Here is an 18,210-nt window from a genome sequence, read left to right on the forward strand (position 1 = left end):
GACTCAAGAATACCTGTTTTGTCTTCTCACGCCATGCGTCATGGCGTCGTCGGTGGGCGACGATTGTTGTGTGGTGGCGTGGTGCGCTTGCATTGCACTGCGCGGAAATGAATAGTGCTGCCCCTGGGGCCGGCATTTTCGGAGTTGGCGGAGAGCCGGCAATCAGTGGACCGTAATGGAAGGAGACTAGCAATGATGCAGCAACGAACCGGCTTCCGGGCCCTTTCGGCCTTCTGGGCCGCGCTGTTCCTGGCCGTTTCGGTCTGGATTCCCGTCGCCCAGGCGAACATGATCGACACCCATGCCGTCGCCGGCGAGGCGGAGCTTGAGCAGACCCGTGATGAGGTGCTTGACCTGCTGGCGGAAGATGAGGTCCGTGAGCAGCTGGTTGCCTGGGGCGTGGACCCCGACCAGGCTGAAAGCAGAGTCAATGCGCTCACCGCTGCCGAGCTGGAAATGCTCAACGAGCGTATGGCCGATGAACCGGCCGGCGCTGGCGTGGGATCCGTGGTCAGTGCGGCGCTGATCGTCTTCCTCGTGCTGCTGATCACCGATATCCTTGGGTTCACGAACGTCTTCCCGTTCGTGCAGAAGACCGCCCAATAGGGGCGGGTCGGGTCCTCGGTGACCCGCCTTCGGGCAGAGGGCGGGTGTACCGGCCTATACTGACAGCACAGGATGTCATTGACGCGGGGTTGGCCATGGAATCCGCGCAGCTTTTCATCGGGTATGACTGGACGCTGTTCACCGGTCGCGTGGATACGGTGGAGGAGCACCGCAACCCGGCGCATACCCTGATCATGGGGATCGACGGGCCGTTCCGCATGGGTGGCGCGGAGGGGAAGCTGGTACGCAGTGCCTGGGTGTACCCCGGGGCGACGGTGCCGAAGCTCGACTACCGTGGCACACGCATCGGCCACCTGCTGCTCGGGCCCCATCACCCCGTCGCCCGGCGTGCGTGGCATCTGAGCGATGTGCCCATCGTGAGCGACGGGTTGCCGGCGGTGCTCGCTGCGGAGCTCCCCGGTACCCTGGCGCGGGCCGCGTCGGGAGATGTGGTTCCGGAGCGCGTGTTGCAACGCCTGGATGACCAGCTTCCCGGGCCGCAGCCCGAGGCCCTGGATCCGCGGGTCAGGCGGGCCATTCACGCCTTGCTGGAGGATTCCCGGCCGCCCAACGATCAGGAGCAGCTCGCCCTGCATGTAGGGCTGTCACCCAGCCGGCTTGGCCATCTGTTTCGCCAGGAGATCGGCATGTCCATCGGCCGTTTTCGCCTGTGGACGCGCATCCAGCGCCTGGCGATGGCCATTGGTGTCAGTGGCAGCATCACCGAGGCGGCGCTGAACGCCGGGTTCAGGGATCCCTCCCAGCTGGCGCGTGACTTTCGCATGCTGTTCGGGCTCAAGCCCTCGGGCATTCTGCGTAACGCCCAGCCGGTTGCCATTCATCCGCTGTTTGACGGCGTCGAAGCCTGAAGCGGGACCAGGGCCGGGACCAGCCGGGTATACAGGATCAACCCGGCCACTTCCACCAGGCTCTGCAGTACGATCACCCCTGCCGCCAGGGCCGGCTCCGGCAGTGTCAGCGCGAACGGCAGCACCACGAACGAGTTCCGCGCAGCCAGGCTGAAGATCAGAGTCCGCGTTGCGACCGGGCTCAGTTGCAGTCGCTGGCCCACCACGACGCCCAGGGCCGGGACGGCGAGCAGGTAAGCAATGTAGAGCAGCGCGACGCCCATCAGGACGCTACCGGTGCCGGCCAGTTGTGGCACATGACTGGCCGTGAGCATGAACAGCAGCAGTAACAGGAACGGCGTCATGGATTGGCGGCTGATGTGCGCGACGCGCTGCAGTGGGCGCCAGCGTCGGGTGCCCATCTCCAGAATCAGGGCGAGCCCGAGCGGCAGTGCGATCAATCCCGCAAACACCACCAGAAAGCGGTCGACGGCGATTGCTTCAACCGCGGTCGGCCCTGCCAGCAGTAGCAGCCACAGGGGCAGCAGCACGAGCTGACCGGCCAGCAGGACCGGCGTTGCCACGGTAGCCTGCTGGGTGCTGCCGCCGCCCAGATGGGTGAAGGTGACAAACCAGTCGGTGCAGGGGGCGAGCAGCACCAGGAGAATGGCCAGCTTCAGTGTCGGCGAGCCGGGCAGCGGCAGTGTCAGCACCGCCACCAGCAGCGGCACGAACACGGCCTGGCTGAGCGCCAGGGCCTTCAGGAACCGGATGCCGTCCGCGGCGGGGCGCAGATCGCGCCAGCGGATCTGGCAGAAGGTTGCGTAGAGCAGCAGCGCAAGCACGGGCCAGACGACCGGCTCCAGCGTTTCGGCGGGCTCCGGCGCCAGCGCCGCGAACCCGCCGCCGAGCCCGAGCGCGGCCATGGCAGCCGGGATCTGCCAGCGCTCCGGCTGGTTGCTATCCATGCACTGGTTGTCGTGTCATTGCGTGTTGCTGTCCTCCACTGCGCGCCGCAGTGCCTCCAGAAGGTCATGGTCGGGGTGGCCATCGGCGGTGTGGCCGGCCGCGGTCTGAAACTCGCGGATGGCCGCGCGCGTGCGGGGGCCGGGCATGCCGTCCGGCTCACCGCTGTCGTGCCCCAGGTCATTGAGGTGACGCTGGATCTCTTCCACCTCTTCAATGGCGAGCGGCTCTTCATCCCAGTCGGCACGGATCTCCCCGAGCCCGGCCACGCGATCCGCGAGATAGCCCACGCTGATGGCGTAGGAGATGGATCGGTTCCAGCGCATGATGACACGGAAATTGTCGTACACAAGGAACGCCGGCCCGTTGGCCCCGGAGGGCACGATGATGCTCCCCTCCATGTCCGCGCTGGGCAGCGGGTCTCCGGTGGCCGTGCGCACGCCCATGTCCGCCCAGTCGTCGACACTGCGGCGGGTGTCCAGGCTCGCTTCGCTGTAATCGAAGTCGTCGGGCAGGGTGACCTCCCGGCCCCAGCGCTGGCCGGGCTGCCAGCCCATGGCCTGGAGGTAACTGCCGGCCGAGCCGAACGCATCGTCCAGGCTGTTCCAGATATCGATCCGGCCCGAGTCGTCGTAGTCCACGGCGTGGGCGTTGAAGGTGGAGGGCATGAACTGCATGTGGCCCATGGCACCTGCCCAGGAGCCCTGCATGTCACCCGCGGCCATATTGCCGTCATCGACGATGCGCAGCGCGTCCAGGAACTCCGCCGTAAAGAACTCCGAGCGGCGCTGGTCGCAGGCCAGAGTCGCCAGGGCGTCCATCACGGGGACGCGGCCAAAATGGCGGCCAAAGTGTGTCTCCAGCCCCCAGAAGGCGACGATATAGGCGGGAGGCACGCCGAAATCCGACTGCACGCGCCGTAACAGGGTGTCGTGTTCGTCCACCAGCTCCCGCCCCCGTTCCACATGGGCGGGCGTGACCCGCGCGTCCAGATACTGCCGGAATGTCTGCACGAACTCCGGCTGGCTGCGGTCAAGCTCGATGATGCGCTCTCGCTGCTCGACCGCGGCAATGGCGTCCATGGCCTCGGAGGAGGTGATCCCCGCTGCTTCTGCCTCCTGTTTCAGGTGATCACGACAGGCCTCGAAATCGGCATGGACCAGTCCCGAAGCTGTCAGCAACAGAAACGGGGCGACGTGGCGTGCGCGGGTCATGGTCAGGTCTCCGTGTGATGGTGTGGCGGGTTCGGGCCCGGCCAATGATAGTCCAGAGCCGCAGCCGGCACTGTCCCGAAACCCCGGAGCCGCCTCCGTGGTCCGGGTGGCGCAGACGGGTTACGGACAATCGTGGTTCGGTTCTTGCTGCTCCCTGTTCGTGGACCTGCGGCACCAGCCAGGGTTCCCCGGTGTCCCGTTTTCCCGGCGCGGTGACGGGCGCCGGCGCACCAGCGTGGTGCAATGGGGGCGTGGAGTGCGCCCCGACAGTGCAGGAATGGCGGTTCGTCATGGCAGGCAGACCGACGGAGGTGGGATGGACGACCATACAGAGTTCTCTTTCGAGGTGCGGTTGGTGATCGCGCGCCTGGCGCGACTGGTCTGCAAGTTCGACGGTGGCCGGACCGCGTTGTCCAGCGAGCAGGAAGTCATGGCGCTGATTGCGCATGCGGCACAGCATCAGCGCCCCGAGATCCAGTCATTGTTCGACGAGCTCCTGTATCTCATGGGCGAGGACGAGCTGGCCCACCTGTCAGCCCAGGGGGTTGTGCTGCCGGACGCGTATGCCCGCCTGCTGCCCGAGGGGAAACGTCAGGCGACGGAGCGCCGCCGGAAGCGGGTTTACCGGGGGCAGATCGTGGAAGACTGACATCGGCGTCACACCCCGGGGCGGGTTTTTTTGCAGCGTTCTGGCCCGGCCGTTATGATCCCCGGCTCAGGTGAGTTTCGGGGGTTGGGGCATGCGGGGCCTATTACTGTTCGCGCGGGGGATCGACGCGCTGAACGGCTTTATCGGCAGGGCCATGGGCTGGGTGGCAGTGGCCATGGTCGCCATCGGCGTCATCAACGTGGTGGGGCGCTATCTTGGTGCGTCGCTGGGCATGCAGCTCAGCTCCAATGCGCTGCTGGAAGCGCAGACCTACGCCTATTCCATGATCTTCCTGCTGGCGGCGGCCTACGTGCTGCGCCGCAACGGCCATATTCGCGTGGACGTCATCTACGGGGGCAGAACGCAGCGGACCCAGGCCTGGATCGACGTGTTCGGCACGCTGTTTCTCCTCATTCCCTTTTGCATTTTCGCCCTGTACTTCAGTGTTGACTACGTTGCCCGCTCCTGGCGGATCCTGGAGTCCAGCCCCAACCCCGGTGGGCTGCCCCGCTACCCCATCAAGGCGGTTATTCTGGCCGGCTTCTCGATGCTGCTGGCGCAGGGAGTCAGTGAGCTGATCAAGCGTATCGCCTGGCTGCGTGGCATTCCGGGGGTGCCCGGCCCGGGGGATGACGACATGCGTCGCAAGCTCGCGGAAGGGGAGGCGTAATGGAGTACCTCGCCTTCTGGATGTTTGCGGTGCTGCTGGTGCTGCTGCTGACGGGTTATCCGGTGGCGTTTGCCCTGGGTGGCACGGCCGTCATCTTCACCCTGCTGTTCAGCGACCTGCTGCCGGGCATGGGCTTCTCGTTCCCCTGGGACCCGGCGTTCGGCGTGCGGCGCCTGCTGATTCTGCCGCAGCGGATCTTCGGCTCCATCATGGACAACTACACCCTGGTGGCCGTGCCCTTCTTCGTGTTCATGGGCGTGATGCTCGAACGCTCCGGGCTTGCGGAGGATCTGCTGCAGACCATGGGCCGGCTGTTCGGGCGCATGCGCGGCGGGCTTGCCATCTCGGTGGTGGCTGTCGGGGCGCTGCTGGCCGCCTCCACCGGTGTGGTTGGTGCCTCGGTGGTGACCATGACCGTGCTGGCGCTCCCGGTCATGCTCAAGTATGGCTACGACAAGGGGCTCGCCACGGGCACCATCGCCGCCAGCGGCACCCTGGGCCAGATCATCCCTCCGAGCGTGGTGCTCATCATCCTGGCGGATCAGATGTCCGGGGTGAACGTCGGTGACCTGTTCATGGGGGCGCTGCTGCCGGGGTTGCTTCTGGCCGGGCTGTACATGATCTGGATCGCCGTGTTCGCGTTCTACAACCGGGATCAGGCGCCGGCCATGCCGGCTGTCGCCGCGGAGTTCGCCACCAGGAACCTCGCGGCCGCCGTGATCCGCAGCCTGCTGCCGCCGTTGATTCTCGTGGGCGTGGTGTTGGGCACCATCTTCATGGGGATCGCCACACCCACGGAAGCAGGCGCCATGGGTGCTTTCGGCGCCACCATTCTGGCGCTGCTCAACGGGCGCCTGACCCTGACCAACATCCGCGCGGTCAACGAGCAGACCGTGCGGCTGACCAGCATGGTGTTCATCATCCTGGTGGGGGCTACCGCGTTTGCAATGGTGTTCAACGCGCTGGGCGGTCACTGGATGGTGGAAGGGTTTCTTGCGGATCTGCCCGGCGGGGAATGGGGTTTCCTGCTGTTCGTGATGCTGACGATCTTCATCCTGGGCTTCTTCCTGGACTTCATCGAGATCACGTTCATCGTGGTGCCGCTGGTGACTCCGGTTGCCGTGATGTTCGGCTTCGATCCGGTGTGGTTCGGCGTCCTGATCGCGATGAATCTCCAGGCATCGTTCCTGACGCCGCCGTTCGGGTTTGCGCTGTTCTACCTCCGTGGAGCGGCGCCGCCCAGCGTGCGCACGCGCGACATCTACCGCGGGATCGTTCCCTTCATCACGATTCAACTGTTGATGCTGGGGATCATCGTCGCGTTCCCCGACCTGGTGCTCTGGCTGCCCGAGGTCTCCAGGCACTGACCCCGGCAGGGCCGGCGGCGGCGCCTCACTGCCGGCCGATGGGCGGAGAACCCGCCCATCGGCCGTAACGCCTAGCGGTCGAAGATGTAGCTCTGGTACTGGTAGGTGGTGCGCTCGTTCCAGCCGCGGACCTTCTTCATGAAGGCTTCCCACTCGCCGTGGATCCTGGCGTAGTCGGAGTCGTTCATGTCTTCCTCGTGCACCTCGCGTGCGCCCTCGCGGAAAGCATCCATTACCGACTCGGGGAAGTCCAGCACCTCGATTCCGTGCTCGTCCTGCAGCGTCTCGAGAGCCACCGGGTTGGTGGCCAGGTACTGGGCCGCCATCCACATGTTGGCTTCATGGGAGCACGCCTTGATCTGGGCCTGGATGTCGGCCGGGAACTCGTTCCAGGTATCCAGGTTGAAGTAGAAACCGAGCATGGCGCTGGGCTCGGCCCAACTGGGCATGTAGTAGTACTGGGCGACCTCGTGCATGGCGAGGGTCTTGTCGTCCGCGGGACCAACCCATTCGGCGGCATCCAGCGCCCCGCGGTCCATGGCGGTGTAGACCTCGCCGCCGGGCAGCTGCTGGATGTTGACGCCGGCCTTGGCCATCACGCGCCCGCCGTGGCCCGGGAAGCGCATGCGCAGGCCGCGCAGATCGTCCGGTGACTCGATGCGCTTGTTGAACCAGCCGCCGGTCTGGGCGCTGGTGTTGCCGCCGGGGAAGGCGATCATGTTGTCCTTGGCGTTGAGCTCGTCCCAGAGTTCCTGGCCGCCGCCGGCCATCATCCACGCGTTCTGCTCGTCCAGGGTCATGCCGAACGGAATGGCGGTGAAGAACCCGTGGGCCGGAGACTCGCCGATGAAATAGTAGGGCGCCGTGTGGCAGCAGGGGAACGCACCGCTCGCCACGGCACCGTAGACCTCCAGCGGGCCGATCTGGTCGCCGCCCGGGTAGGTGCGCACCTCCACGTCGCCGTCGGTCATCTCGCCGATGCGCCGGGCGAAGTACTCGGCAGTCCCGTAGAGGTTCTCCAGCGCCGCCGGCCAGGAGGTGGGCATCTCCAGGCGGAAACGCCGGTTGCTGGCGATGACGTTCGGGGAATAGACGGTGCTCGCGGCGACGGCGGCAGCGCCGCCTGCCGTTAGGAAATGACGACGTTTCATGGGGCTTCTCCCTCGGATCTTTGTTGTTTGCTTCAGTTGTTCATCGCGCCGGAGCGCCCGCCGGCGACGGACGGCCGGTTGCCGCCTAACGATAACGCGCGTCGCGGCGTGATGCGAGTCCGGGCGCTTCCCCGGCGTGCCGGGAAGCGGGTATCGTGTCGGTTTTTCAGGTAACCACAGGAGAGTGGCGATATGTCGCGTCATTTCGATCAGGCTGAGGGGCTTTGTGAGCAGCCCGATCCCCAGACCGATGCCTTCGTGTTCAACCAGACCATGATGCGCATCAAGGAACCACGCCGCAGCCTGGACTTCTACACCCGCGTGCTGGGGATGCGGTTGCTGCGCCGCCTCGAGTTTCCCGCCATGGAGTTTACGTTGTACTTCCTGGCCATGGTGCCCGAAGAGCGTGCGGACGAAGTACCCACGGACGATGCCGCCCGCACGGAGTACACCTTCGGCCGGGAAGCGGTACTGGAGCTCACCCACAACTGGGGTGACGAGAATGATCCCGACGTCAGCTACCACAGCGGCAACGAGGAACCCAAGGGGTTCGGGCACATCGGGTTCGGGGTGCCGGATGTGGAGGCGGCGTGTGCCCGCTTCGAGGAGCAGGGCGTGGAGTTCGTCAAGCGGCCCGATGACGGCAAGATGAAGGGAATTGCCTTCATCAAGGACCCGGATGGCTACTGGATCGAGATTTTCCAGGCAGATCGCATGGGCGGACTGTGATCCGTCCGGGGGCCGGGGCAGCGGTGGTCCACTCGGCTCCAGGCCGCGTCGGGCATGGCGTAGCGACGGCCGGATATGGTACTACTCCGAGTCGGGCAGTGGATTCGCCCGGAAGTTCGGTCGGGATAAGGCCGAACACCCAACGGAGTCTTTAGACTTCGCCAACACAATAGGAGTTTACCAATGAAGAAGAAACTGTTTGCTGCAGCACTGCTTGGCACCGTCTACGCCACGTCCGCGCACGCCGACAGCACCGGCTGTGGCCTGGGCACCATGGTGTGGGACGGCCAGCAGGGCATCGCACCGCAGGTGCTGGCAGTGACCACCAACGGCACGTCGGGCAACCAGACCTTCGGTATCACCTCCGGTACGCTGGGATGCGAACAGGACGGCGTCATCGAGTCCTCCGAGCGGCTGGGCATGTACACCGGCTCGAACATGGACGCCCTGGCGCGTGACATGTCCGTGGGCGACGGCGAATCCCTGCACGGCCTGGCCGAGGTCATGGGCGTGGACGCCGAGGACCGCGATCACTTCTTCACTGCCCTGCAGGAGAACTACGGTTCCATTTTCTCCTCCAGTGACGTCACCGCTGACGATGTCATCTCCGGCATCAACCAGACGGTGGAAAACGACGAGCGTCTGGCCGGCTACTCGGTCTGAGCGCAACGCGTTGCTCAAGAGGCTGCCTCCAGGTGGAGGCGGCCTCTTTGTGTATGGACCCGGGCTCAATGTAGCCCGGGCGCTTCCCGGCTGATGGGTGACCTTGCCCACCGGGGTCCCCTTGTCTTGGTAAGGCATCCATGGATGTGACGCGTTATCTGGCGCCGGTTGCTTTCGTCCTCGCCTCGGGCAGTGTTGCCGCCGCTCCGACGACCCAAACGCCGATGGCCGACCTGCAGGAGACGGCCCGCGAACAGGGGCTTGCCGGGGAGCGTGAATGGCAGGACCTGCTGCACTACCGTGAACGCCGGTTTCTGCCGGGGCGGCGCAGCGAGAGCCGGGATTCCGGGTTTTTCAATGCGGACGACGGGTGGCGGGACCCGGAAGCGGAGCTGGACGCCACCATTGCCGCGTTCTTCCGTGATCCCGACACGGTCGACGGTGACGAACAGCATCCCCAGTGCCGGTTTCCCGCGCGCCGCGCGTGGTTGAAGGAGCGGCTGGAGCTGGACCCGGACGTCTTCCCCGCAGTGGCGTGTCAACGGTTCGAGGAGTGGTACGAGGGTATCGACCCGCACGAGATCACCCTGGTGTTCGCGGCGGCCTATCTGGGCAACCCCGCCTCCATGTACGGGCATACGCTGCTGCGGGTGGATCCGCCCGATCAGGACGAAGACACGCGGCTGCTGTCCTACGTGATCAACCACGCAGCGGCCACGGAGGAGAGCAGCGGGCTGGTCTTCGCCGTGCGGGGGCTGACCGGCGGTTACCCCGGACTGTTCTCCATCATGCCGTACTACGACAAGGTGCGTGAGTACAACAGCCTGGAGAGCCGTGATCTCTGGGAGTATCGCCTCAACCTCGAGCCCCACGAGGTGGAGCGGCTGATGCAGCACACCTGGGAGCTGCGCGATACGCCGTTCCCCTATTACTTCCTCTATCAGAACTGTTCCTACCGCCTGCTGGAGCTTCTGGATGTGGCCCGCCCGGGCATGAACCTCTCCGACCGCTTCAACTGGTGGGCAATCCCGACGGATACCGTGCGCGAGGTACTGCGCGAGGAGGACATGCTGCGGGAGGTGGTGTACCGGCCGGCGGAGCGGACCCGGCTTGACCATCAGATCGCGATCATGCCGCCTGAACTGCTCGATGTCACCGTGGCCCTGGCCCGCGGCGAACGCAGCCCCGACGCGGTGGACGACATCGAGCGCGAGCAGCGGGGCCTGGTCCTGGAGACGGCCTACGACTACCTGAACTTTCTCCGGCACTCGGGTGATATGGAAGGGGATCAGCGCGAGCGCATGCGTGAACTCCTGATCGCCCGGAGCCAGCTCTCGGGGGTGCCCGGCGCCGAGCGTCCGCCGAAACCGGATACACGCCCGGACCAGGGGCATCGTACGTTGCGCCTTGGCGCCGGGGGTGGCGAACGGGGTGACGCCACATTCGGCAGCCTGCACTGGCGGCCCGCCTACCATGACATGCTCGACCCGCCGGAGGGCTACATCCCCGGTGCCCACATCAGCTACGGTGATGTGGAGGTCCGCTACGACGAAGGCCGCGATCGCATCGAGCTCGAGCGGCTGATGGTGATCGACATCGAGTCCCTGAATCCCCGGGATCAGCTCTTCCGCCCCTGGTCCTGGAACATCCGGGCCGGGGCCGAGCAGCGGCTGCGCCCCGACGGCAGGCGGTCGCTCATGGGCGGCGTTGATGGCGGCGGCGGGTTCACCTGGCAGGCCGGCGACACGCCACTGTGGGCCTATGCCGGTGTACAGGCGGATGCGTGGGGCTCCGAGCGTCTGGACGACAGCGTCCGCGCCGGCGCGGGGCCGCGCCTGGATCTGCTCTGGACCGGCGCGTCACTGCGCACACGGCTGCGGGCCGAGACCGCGTGGCAGACCGATACCAGCCGCCCCGCCTGGCGCGTGAGCGCGGAGCAGTCGTTCACCGCTTTCCGGAACGTCTCGCTACGGGTGGGTGTGACGCGGGAGCACGATTTCGATGTTCACGAGAATGCGGTACAGGCGACCCTGTATGGCTATTTCTGACCACCGCGGCAGGCGCTGCCTGTGGCTGGGCCTGCTGGTGGTCGCCGCGATGCTGATCGCCGGTTGCAGCCGCTTTTTCTTTCTTCCCGAGCCGGGGCATCGCTGGGATCCGGCCCAGGCCGGTATCGACTACGAGAATATCTGGTTCGACAGCCTGGACGGCACCCCGCTGCACGGCTGGTTCCTGCCGGCCGACGAGCCGCGCGGCACGATTCTCTTCCTGCACGGCAACGCCGAGAACATCAGTACGCACATCGGCGCCGTCTACTGGCTGCCCGGGCAGGGCTACAATGTCTTTCTCCTCGACTACCGCGGGTTCGGCCTGTCTGCGGGGACACCCGATTTCGACGGCGTTCACATGGACGCCGCCGCCGCGCTGGCCCGCGTCGCTCGCCACCGTCGCGTTGACCCGGAGCGCATCGTCGTCTTCGGCCAGAGCCTGGGCGCCTCCGTGGCCATTACCACCGTCGCCAACCACGGTGCGGCCCACGGCGTGCGCGGACTGATCGCCGACAGCCCCTTTTCCAGTTACCGTGGCATTGCCCGGGAGAAGTTCGGCGAGCTGTGGTTGACCTGGCCGTTTCAGTGGCCCCTGAGCCTGACCATCGACGATGATCATGCGCCCATTGATCACGTCGCATCCGTGAGCCCGATCCCGCTGCTGCTGATTGCCGGTGACGACGACCGGGTGGTGCCGTCCCACCACAGCCAGGACCTCTACGCCGCCGCGCAGCCGCCGAAGGACGCCTGGCATTACCGGGGGGTGGGTCATACCCAGGCCGTGGCGCGGGACAATGTGCGCCGTCGCCTGGTGGCCTGGCTTGACGGGGTGCTCGGGCCCGTTGGTGGTGATGACGCCGGCGAGGAGGGCGAATGAGCGCCCTCGGCCCGCGCGAGGTCGAGCCGGACGCATGGGGCGAGTGGGCCAGGGAAGCCCTCCGGCTGCTCCTGCACCGGCCGGCGCTGACAGTGGTGGTGCTCGCGCTGGTGCTGGTCATCTTTTATGCCGTGCATCTGGTCGAGTGGGGGCCCGTGCGCGTCTTCCTCATGCTGCTCTGCCTGCCGCTGGCGTTGATGGTCTTCATCCGGCTGGCGTGGTACGCGGATCACAGCCGCCGTCCATGGCCGTCGCAACTGCTACCCGGGAACGGCGAGCTATTGCTCTCGGTCGGGTGTGCCGCCGCTGCCATGGCGCTGCACGGGGGCCTTGCCACGGTCACCGCCCCGCTGGCAGACGGTTTCGTGGGCATGGTGCAGCAGCTGGGCCTGTGGAGCCCCGTGCAGGCGGACGGGCTGCCCGCGCAACCTCCCCTGCGGCACACGCTCCTGGGTCCCGTGCTCGTTCCCGGTGGGCTGTTCGGCGTGGCGCTGGTGGGGATGCTGCTCATGCTGCTGGCGTTCGGGCAGTGGTTTCTGCTGCCCATGATGGCCCTGCACAACCCGCCGCTGCCGCCCGCCATGGCGGCCAGTGCGCGCGCCTATCCACTCAATCCGGCGCCCATGATGGGAGTCACCGGTCTGCTGATGCTGGCCGCGGCACTGCTGCTGGTCACCGTCGGGTGGATTCTCATTGCGCTGCTGCCGTTCTTCGGTGCGCTGTTGTACGTCGGCTACCGGGACGTGTTCCTGGGCAGTGAGTCGGACGCCCCGGAAGGCATTGCCGTCGACGACGAACTGGGCGAGGGTTCGCACGGCTGACCGTGGATCGGGTAGCATACGCGCCCCGTTGCATCCGCCCTGGAGGACTGCCCGTGACCGCCGCGGAACACCCCGTCGCGCCCGACCGCGAGACCCTCGCGCGCAGGCTCTGCGCGCGCTATGAGGGGATTGTCGATGACTCCGAGGCACTGGTTCAGTCGTTATTGCGCCCGTTGCCCACCACCGTGTGGGCGAATCCCCGGCGGCTGTCCCGCGACGACCTCCTGGAGGTGCTGCGTGCCGACGGGATCGCCGCCACCCCCATGGCGTGGTCGCGCCAGGGCGTGCGGCTTGATCCGGACGCCCGTCCCGGGCGGCACTGGGGGTTCATGGCCGGGCTCTTCCAGGTGCAGGAGGAAGTCTCCATGCTGCCGGTGGCGTTGCTGGAGCCGCAGCCCGGTGAGCGGGTTCTGGATCTCTGTGCCGCCCCCGGCAACAAGACCGCCCAGATCGCCATGGCCATGGCCAACCGGGGCACGGTCATGGCCAACGACCTGCGCAAGGGGCGGCTGGCGGCGCTGCGCCAGACCGTCAAGCGCCTCGGGCTCATGAATGTGGCCATCACGGCGCAGGACGGGCAGTCCATCGGCGCCCGCGCCGGCCAGTTCGATCGGGTGCTGGTGGATGCCCCGTGCAGCTGTGAGGGGACGTTCCGCAAGGTGCGCGTGCCCACCATCAGCACGGCCGCGTTCCGCTCCCGCCTGGCCGCCGTCCAGGTGCGCTTGCTGGAACGGGCCATGCGGCTCACCCGGCCGGGTGGGCGGCTGGTCTACTCCACCTGCACCCTGGCCCCGGAGGAGAACGAGGCGGTGATTGACACGCTGCTGGACCGCTACCCGGGTGAACTGAGGGTGGTGCCGGCGAACGTGCCCGGATTGCAGGCCACCCCGGGTATCACCGAATGGGAAGGGCGCCGGTACGATCCGGCCGTGGCCGATACCCTGAGAGTCTGGCCACACCACAACGACACCGGCGGTTTCTTCGTGGCGGTGCTCGAGCGCAGTGCCGACGCCACCCGCGTTGAGGAGCCGCGCTGGTTTACGCCCCCGGAGGAGCCCCGGAGCTGGCTTGAGCCGCTCACCGAGCGCTTCGGCATCCCGTGGGCGGCATTCGACGGCGCGGTTCCGGTGAAGCGGGGCAACAAGCACCTGCATCTTGCGCCGGTGGACCACCGCTACCCGGAAGCGCCGGCACCCGAGATGCTCGGGCTGCCGGCGGTGCGGCGCCGCAGTCTGCCCGTGAAACCGACCACGGCGGCGGCCATGCTCTACGGGCCGGAGGCCACCCGCAACGTGATCACGCTGGAGACTGCCCAGACCCGGCGCTACCTGGAACGCCATCCGGTTCACGGGCTGTCCACGGAGCAGCTGGCCGCCTGCACGTCGGCCGGTTACGTGGTGTTGCGCTACCGCGGGTACACCCTGGGCCTGGGGCAGCTCATCTTCGACCGTGATACCGGGACTGCGCACGTGGAGAGCCTGATGCCCAAGGCCTGGTTGCGTGACGGGGCCGCGCTGATGACGCCGGAGGAGGGCTGAGCCTGCCGCTCAGGAGCTCCAGGTGCCGACCCGGCGCATTTCTCCCCATTCGTGGCGCTTGCCCCGCAGCCACTGCCAGAGCCCCTGGCAGCGCCACAGGGTGTTGAGCTGGCGGTAACCCAGGTTCTCGACCAGGGCCGCCAGAAACAGCCGCAGCATGTCCGTGCGGCGGGTGTAGACGCGGAACGAAAGCGCCTCCAGAAGCAGGGCGGTGACCGACAGCACCATGCCGAAGCCCACGGCGACCAGCATGAACGCCAGCAGCGCGGGGCCGGAGACGAAGCCCATGGCGAATCCGGTCACCATGAACAGATAGCCGGCCAGCTCGATCAGTGGGCCCAGCCACTCGAATATGGCCATGAAGGGCCAGGCGACGCGTCCCGGCATGCCGCCGCGCGGGTTGGCGGCCAGCCGCCAGTTGCTGGTGAGACTCTCCGCCAGGCCACGCTGCCAGCGGGTTCGCTGCCGATGGAGGGTGCCCATGTCCTCCGGGACCTCGGTCCAGCAGATCGGGTCCGGCACGTAGCGGATACGGTAAGGAATGCGGCGTTCACGGTGGTACTGATGCAGGCGGACCACCAGCTCCATGTCTTCGCCGACGCAGTCCGTGCGGTAACCCCCCGCGGCGATCACGCGGTCGCGGTCGAACAGGCCAAAGGCGCCGGAAATGATCAGCAGCGCGTTCAGGGGCGACCACCCCAGCCGGCCGAACAGGAACGCACGCAGGTACTCCACGATCTGCAACCGCGCCAGCAGGCTCCGGGGCAGGCCGGCGCTGACCAGGAATCCGCCCTGGACGTCGGAGCCGTTGGCGACACGCACCGTGCCGCCGGCGGCGATCGTGCGTTCATCGTCCATGAATGGCTGCACCACCCGCAGGAGGCTGTCCCGCTGCAGGATGGAGTCGGCGTCCACGGCGCAGAACAGCGGCTTCGATGCGTAGTTGAGGCCGGCGTTGAGTGCGTCGGCCTTGCCGCCGTTGGCCTTGTCCACCACGGTCAGCTCCGGGTGGTTGCGCGAACGGAAAACGCCGCGCACCGGCGCGCAGGGTACGACCCGCAGCGCCGGGTCCAGCTGCGGTTGGAGATCGAAGGCGCGCTTCAGGGCGTCCAGGGTCTCGTCGCGGGAGCCGTCGTTGATCACGATGATCTCGAAGTCCGGATACTCCAGCTGGAGCATGGAGCGGATCGACGCGACGATGGTGGTCTCCTCGTTGTAGGCAGGCACCAGCAGGGATGTGCCGGGCTCGATCCCGAGGTAAGGGACGCCGGTCTCGCCATCGGTCCGGTAGCGCAGGCTCCGCCGCAGCGAGGCGAGGGCCAGCAGGTTCAGCGTGAGATAGCCCCCGTTCAGGCCTATGAAGTAGGCCAGGAAGACCAGTTGCGCAATCACCAGGATGTCGCCCGTCATGGCCTGGCCTCCAGTGCCCGCTGCAGGGCCTGTCGGCCATAGTCGTCAGGGAAGGTGTGGCTCAGTTCCTCGACTGCCTCCGGTGCCAGGCCGTGCAATGCGACGATCCCGCCGGCCGCCGCCTGGCGGACATACCAGCTGGCGTCCGCGAGCAATGGCTGCAGGCGTTGCAGGTCATCCGTGCCCGCGCCCGTGTGCCCGAGGGCCTGTGCCGCGATGGCGCGCACCCGTGGCTGAGGGTGGTCGAGCAGAGCGCGCATGCGCTCGGTGTCGTACGGGTTCCGGGCGACGGCCAGCAGATCCAGCGCTTGCGCGGTGAGGCTGTCGTCGGGGTGCTCATCCAGGAATTCGCGGAGCGCGCGCGTGCGTTGACTGATGTGGGTGCTTTCCAGCAGGGGCAGGAGTCGTTCGCGCTCCGCGAACGTCCCTTCGCGGAACGCCGGAAGCAGGGTGGCGTTAGCCGCCTCCGGCCCCGCTGTGTTGACGATGTCGATACAATGGGGTGTGGACCAGTCCCTGCGCGCCAGCAGTATGGGCAGCAACTGCGGCATGTTGCGCTCCGGGTCGATCGTGACGAGGGTGCGCGCCGCCGCCACGGACACGGGGCCCGGTGCCCGGCGCGCCATGAGCAGCAGTCGGCGGTTGGCGCCGGGTGGCGCCAGATAGCGCATGGTGGTAATGGCAACCATGCGGGCCCGTGGCGAGCCAGCCTCCAGATAGAGGCGGGTGACCGTGTGCATCCCGGTGGCGTAGAGCAGCTGGTTCAATGCCGTGTGGGCCTGGCCCCGCACCGATTGCTGGACGCGGTTCCAGAGCAGCAGAAAGCGGAGCTGGTCCTTCCAGTGAATGGCGGGCAGGACCTGCTGGACGTCCCCGAGTGCCGCGGCGGCCATGATCGGGCGCCATGTCTCCAGGAACCGGGCCTGGCGTTTCTCACTGGCGCGCGCACTGATGCCCAGCCACAGAACCTGCGCCATGATCGCCATGGTCAGCGCGAACAGGACCAGGCCGGTCAGTATGGCAGCCTGGACGACCGCGTCAGAATGAATGACGGAGTCCAAGCCTTACACCCCAGCGCTCGTAAGCGTCGTCGACCTCGTGATAGCCCGCTTCCCAGGAGACGGCCCATGCGGGGGCGAACCAGTGCCGCCCCTCGACCACCGCGCCGCGCACGGTGAATGGCTCCACGTCACCGGTCGCGGCGTCGTACTCGTCTTCCGTGCCCGCACTGAGGGTGACCCCCGCATGGCTGCGCTCCTGGTAGTAGCGGGTCAACGATGCGGCGTGGCTGAGCTGGCTGCTGCCTCCCTGAAGGCGGGTGAGCACGGCGCTGTATGCCGCGCGCCATGGGCCGAAGTAGCGCTCTGTCGTCACGCGCCCGGCGTCCACGTCGATCGCCGGGTACATGCTGCGTCGCAGGCCAACGTCGATACCGAAGCCGAGCGGAAGGGGGCGCCCGGCACTGACGCCCAGGCTCCGGTCCGGCAGGAATCCGTCGGCGGGGCTCACCGTGCCTTCCACGCGACCGCTCCAGGCCGGGCCGAGCGGACGGCTGACGGCCAGCCCCAGCTCCTGGTCGCTGTCATCAAACCGCCAGGCCTGCCGGGCGTGGCCGCTCCAGGTGAGGCCGCCGCGGCGGTAGGAGAGCCAGTCACCGCGGATCTCCTGCCAGTCGTCCGCACCGCGGGTGAGGTAGTCATGGCGTACGGAGCCCTCCACTTCCCAGGCCCGGCGGGGTGGCTCAGGGAGCCAGTCCGCGTCGGGAAACCGGTCCCGTGCCGCGTCCAGGAACGCCTCGTCCGTCTCGTCCGCGGCGGCTCTCGCCTGGAGCTCCACGCGCCAGACCGCCTCGTAATCCGGAGCGGCTTCCCGGGCCCGGGCGAGAAGGGGCAGCGCCTCGTCGGCCGCGCCCGACCAGAGCAGGACCTGAGCGCGGCCGAGCAGGTAATCCGGCTCATGGGGGGCATCGGCCAGGAGGCGGTCGTAATCGGCCAGGGCACCGTCGTAGTCGCCGGCCCACGCCCGTTGCCGGGCCCGGTCGAACCGCAGTTCCTGGTCGTCCGGGGCGGCCTCCAGGGCGGCGTCCAGCTCTTCAAGGGTTGTGCCCGCAACTGTTGCAGTGATGGAACAGGCGAGCACGGCGCCCGCGAGCGCTGCGGTCAGCGCCCCCCCGGTCGGCCAGCCGTTCACCATCACGCCGGAGCTCGTTTGAGCAGCCGCTTCAGGCGTGCCAGCAGCTCGTCCGGTTTGAACGGCTTGACGATGTAGTCGTCTGCGCCGCCGTCGAACGCGCGCACGATGTCGTTCTCCCCCGACCGGGCGGTGAGCATGACAATGGGCACGTTCTCCCAGTCGGGGTGCGCACGAAACCGGCGAACCAGCTCCAGCCCGTCGACGTAGGGCAGCATGATGTCGGAGAGGATCAGGTCGGGCACGGGCCCGGAGAGCGCGTCCAGCCCGGCGCGGCCATCGGCTCGCATATCGACATCATACCCCTGGCGTTCCAGCATGAAGCGGATCAGGTAGGTGATGTCCGGGTCGTCTTCTATCGCGAGTATGCGGGCGGCCCTCGGCCGGGCATCGTGATCAGACATTGCTTTTTCTTACGGTCGTATCGCTGTCACTACGCTTTACACTACCAGCCGTAAGGAGA

18 protein-coding genes are annotated in these 18,210 nt (G+C 67.2%); 11 read left to right on the forward strand and 7 right to left on the reverse strand.

Annotated elements, in window-relative coordinates:
* Positions 1-192: 192 nt before the first annotated feature.
* Both BMZ02_RS00490 and BMZ02_RS00495 read left to right on the forward strand, forming a co-directional pair.
* Complete coding sequence (locus BMZ02_RS00490) at positions 193-606, forward strand: PA2779 family protein (RefSeq protein ID WP_091638992.1); 414 nt, start codon at positions 193-195, stop codon at positions 604-606.
* Between the two features lie 95 nt (positions 607-701).
* Positions 702-1,475 (forward strand): helix-turn-helix domain-containing protein, encoded by a 774-nt coding sequence (locus BMZ02_RS00495; RefSeq protein ID WP_091638994.1) that lies wholly within the window; start codon positions 702-704, stop codon positions 1,473-1,475.
* On the opposite strand, the gene BMZ02_RS00500 is transcribed toward BMZ02_RS00495, so the two are convergent.
* The gene (locus BMZ02_RS00500) at positions 1,445-2,422 is read right to left on the reverse strand and encodes a hypothetical protein (RefSeq protein WP_091638995.1); all 978 of its coding nucleotides are present in this window, start codon (positions 2,420-2,422) and stop codon (positions 1,445-1,447) included. The genes BMZ02_RS00495 and BMZ02_RS00500 overlap by 31 nt on opposite strands.
* A 15-nt stretch (positions 2,423-2,437) precedes the next feature.
* Entirely contained in the window at positions 2,438-3,634 is a 1,197-nt protein-coding gene (locus BMZ02_RS00505) for a lytic murein transglycosylase (RefSeq protein ID WP_091638997.1), read from the reverse strand.
* 316 nt (positions 3,635-3,950) lie between these two features.
* On the opposite strand from BMZ02_RS00505, the gene BMZ02_RS00510 reads away from it, so the two are divergent.
* From BMZ02_RS00510 to BMZ02_RS00520, 3 genes are all read left to right on the forward strand, one after another.
* The gene (locus BMZ02_RS00510) at positions 3,951-4,283 is read left to right on the forward strand and encodes a hypothetical protein (protein WP_091638998.1); all 333 of its coding nucleotides are present in this window, start codon (positions 3,951-3,953) and stop codon (positions 4,281-4,283) included.
* 91 nt (positions 4,284-4,374) lie between these two features.
* On the forward strand, positions 4,375-4,953 hold the full coding sequence (locus BMZ02_RS00515; protein ID WP_091639000.1) for a TRAP transporter small permease subunit: 579 nt from the start codon (positions 4,375-4,377) through the stop codon (positions 4,951-4,953).
* Complete coding sequence (locus tag BMZ02_RS00520) at positions 4,953-6,320, forward strand: TRAP transporter large permease (RefSeq protein WP_091639002.1); 1,368 nt, start codon at positions 4,953-4,955, stop codon at positions 6,318-6,320. The genes BMZ02_RS00515 and BMZ02_RS00520 overlap by 1 nt, the downstream gene beginning before the upstream one ends.
* 71 nt (positions 6,321-6,391) lie before the next feature.
* On the opposite strand, the gene BMZ02_RS00525 is transcribed toward BMZ02_RS00520, so the two are convergent.
* Complete coding sequence (locus BMZ02_RS00525; RefSeq protein ID WP_091639003.1) at positions 6,392-7,471, reverse strand: TRAP transporter substrate-binding protein; 1,080 nt, start codon at positions 7,469-7,471, stop codon at positions 6,392-6,394.
* Positions 7,472-7,663: 192 nt separating this feature from the next.
* Between BMZ02_RS00525 and gloA the strand changes: the two genes are divergently transcribed.
* From gloA to BMZ02_RS00555, 6 genes are all read left to right on the forward strand, one after another.
* Positions 7,664-8,200: a lactoylglutathione lyase gene (gloA, locus tag BMZ02_RS00530; RefSeq protein ID WP_091639005.1), complete on the forward strand. Its 537-nt coding sequence runs from the start codon at positions 7,664-7,666 to the stop codon at positions 8,198-8,200.
* Positions 8,201-8,383: 183 nt separating this feature from the next.
* On the forward strand, positions 8,384-8,863 hold the full coding sequence (locus BMZ02_RS00535; RefSeq protein WP_091639006.1) for a DUF3015 domain-containing protein: 480 nt from the start codon (positions 8,384-8,386) through the stop codon (positions 8,861-8,863).
* A 140-nt stretch (positions 8,864-9,003) separates the two neighbouring features.
* Positions 9,004-10,911: an Lnb N-terminal periplasmic domain-containing protein gene (locus BMZ02_RS00540; RefSeq protein WP_091639008.1), complete on the forward strand. Its 1,908-nt coding sequence runs from the start codon at positions 9,004-9,006 to the stop codon at positions 10,909-10,911.
* Complete coding sequence (locus tag BMZ02_RS00545; RefSeq protein ID WP_171909749.1) at positions 10,898-11,788, forward strand: alpha/beta hydrolase; 891 nt, start codon at positions 10,898-10,900, stop codon at positions 11,786-11,788. Before BMZ02_RS00540 ends, BMZ02_RS00545 begins: the two co-directional genes overlap by 14 nt.
* Complete coding sequence (locus BMZ02_RS00550) at positions 11,785-12,609, forward strand: hypothetical protein (RefSeq protein ID WP_091639012.1); 825 nt, start codon at positions 11,785-11,787, stop codon at positions 12,607-12,609. Before BMZ02_RS00545 ends, BMZ02_RS00550 begins: the two co-directional genes overlap by 4 nt.
* A 53-nt stretch (positions 12,610-12,662) precedes the next feature.
* Complete coding sequence (locus BMZ02_RS00555; RefSeq protein ID WP_171909750.1) at positions 12,663-14,147, forward strand: RsmB/NOP family class I SAM-dependent RNA methyltransferase; 1,485 nt, start codon at positions 12,663-12,665, stop codon at positions 14,145-14,147.
* A 9-nt stretch (positions 14,148-14,156) separates the two neighbouring features.
* On the opposite strand, the gene BMZ02_RS00560 is transcribed toward BMZ02_RS00555, so the two are convergent.
* The 4 genes from BMZ02_RS00560 to BMZ02_RS00575 are packed head-to-tail and all read right to left on the reverse strand — an operon-like array spanning position 14,157 to position 18,151.
* Positions 14,157-15,557, reverse strand: a complete 1,401-nt coding sequence (locus BMZ02_RS00560) for a glycosyltransferase family 2 protein (RefSeq protein ID WP_091639015.1) — start codon at positions 15,555-15,557, stop codon at positions 14,157-14,159.
* A complete protein-coding gene (locus tag BMZ02_RS00565) occupies positions 15,554-16,618 on the reverse strand; it encodes a HEAT repeat domain-containing protein (RefSeq protein WP_091639017.1) in 1,065 nt (354 codons plus the stop codon). The genes BMZ02_RS00560 and BMZ02_RS00565 overlap by 4 nt, the downstream gene beginning before the upstream one ends.
* Positions 16,596-17,750: a YaiO family outer membrane beta-barrel protein gene (locus BMZ02_RS00570; protein WP_091639018.1), complete on the reverse strand. Its 1,155-nt coding sequence runs from the start codon at positions 17,748-17,750 to the stop codon at positions 16,596-16,598. Before BMZ02_RS00570 ends, BMZ02_RS00565 begins: the two co-directional genes overlap by 23 nt.
* Entirely contained in the window at positions 17,750-18,151 is a 402-nt protein-coding gene (locus tag BMZ02_RS00575) for a response regulator transcription factor (RefSeq protein WP_091639020.1), read from the reverse strand. Before BMZ02_RS00575 ends, BMZ02_RS00570 begins: the two co-directional genes overlap by 1 nt.
* Positions 18,152-18,210: the final 59 nt, after the last annotated feature.

This window comes from Aquisalimonas asiatica, assembly GCF_900110585.1.
GTDB classification, from domain to species: domain Bacteria; phylum Pseudomonadota; class Gammaproteobacteria; order Nitrococcales; family Aquisalimonadaceae; genus Aquisalimonas; species Aquisalimonas asiatica.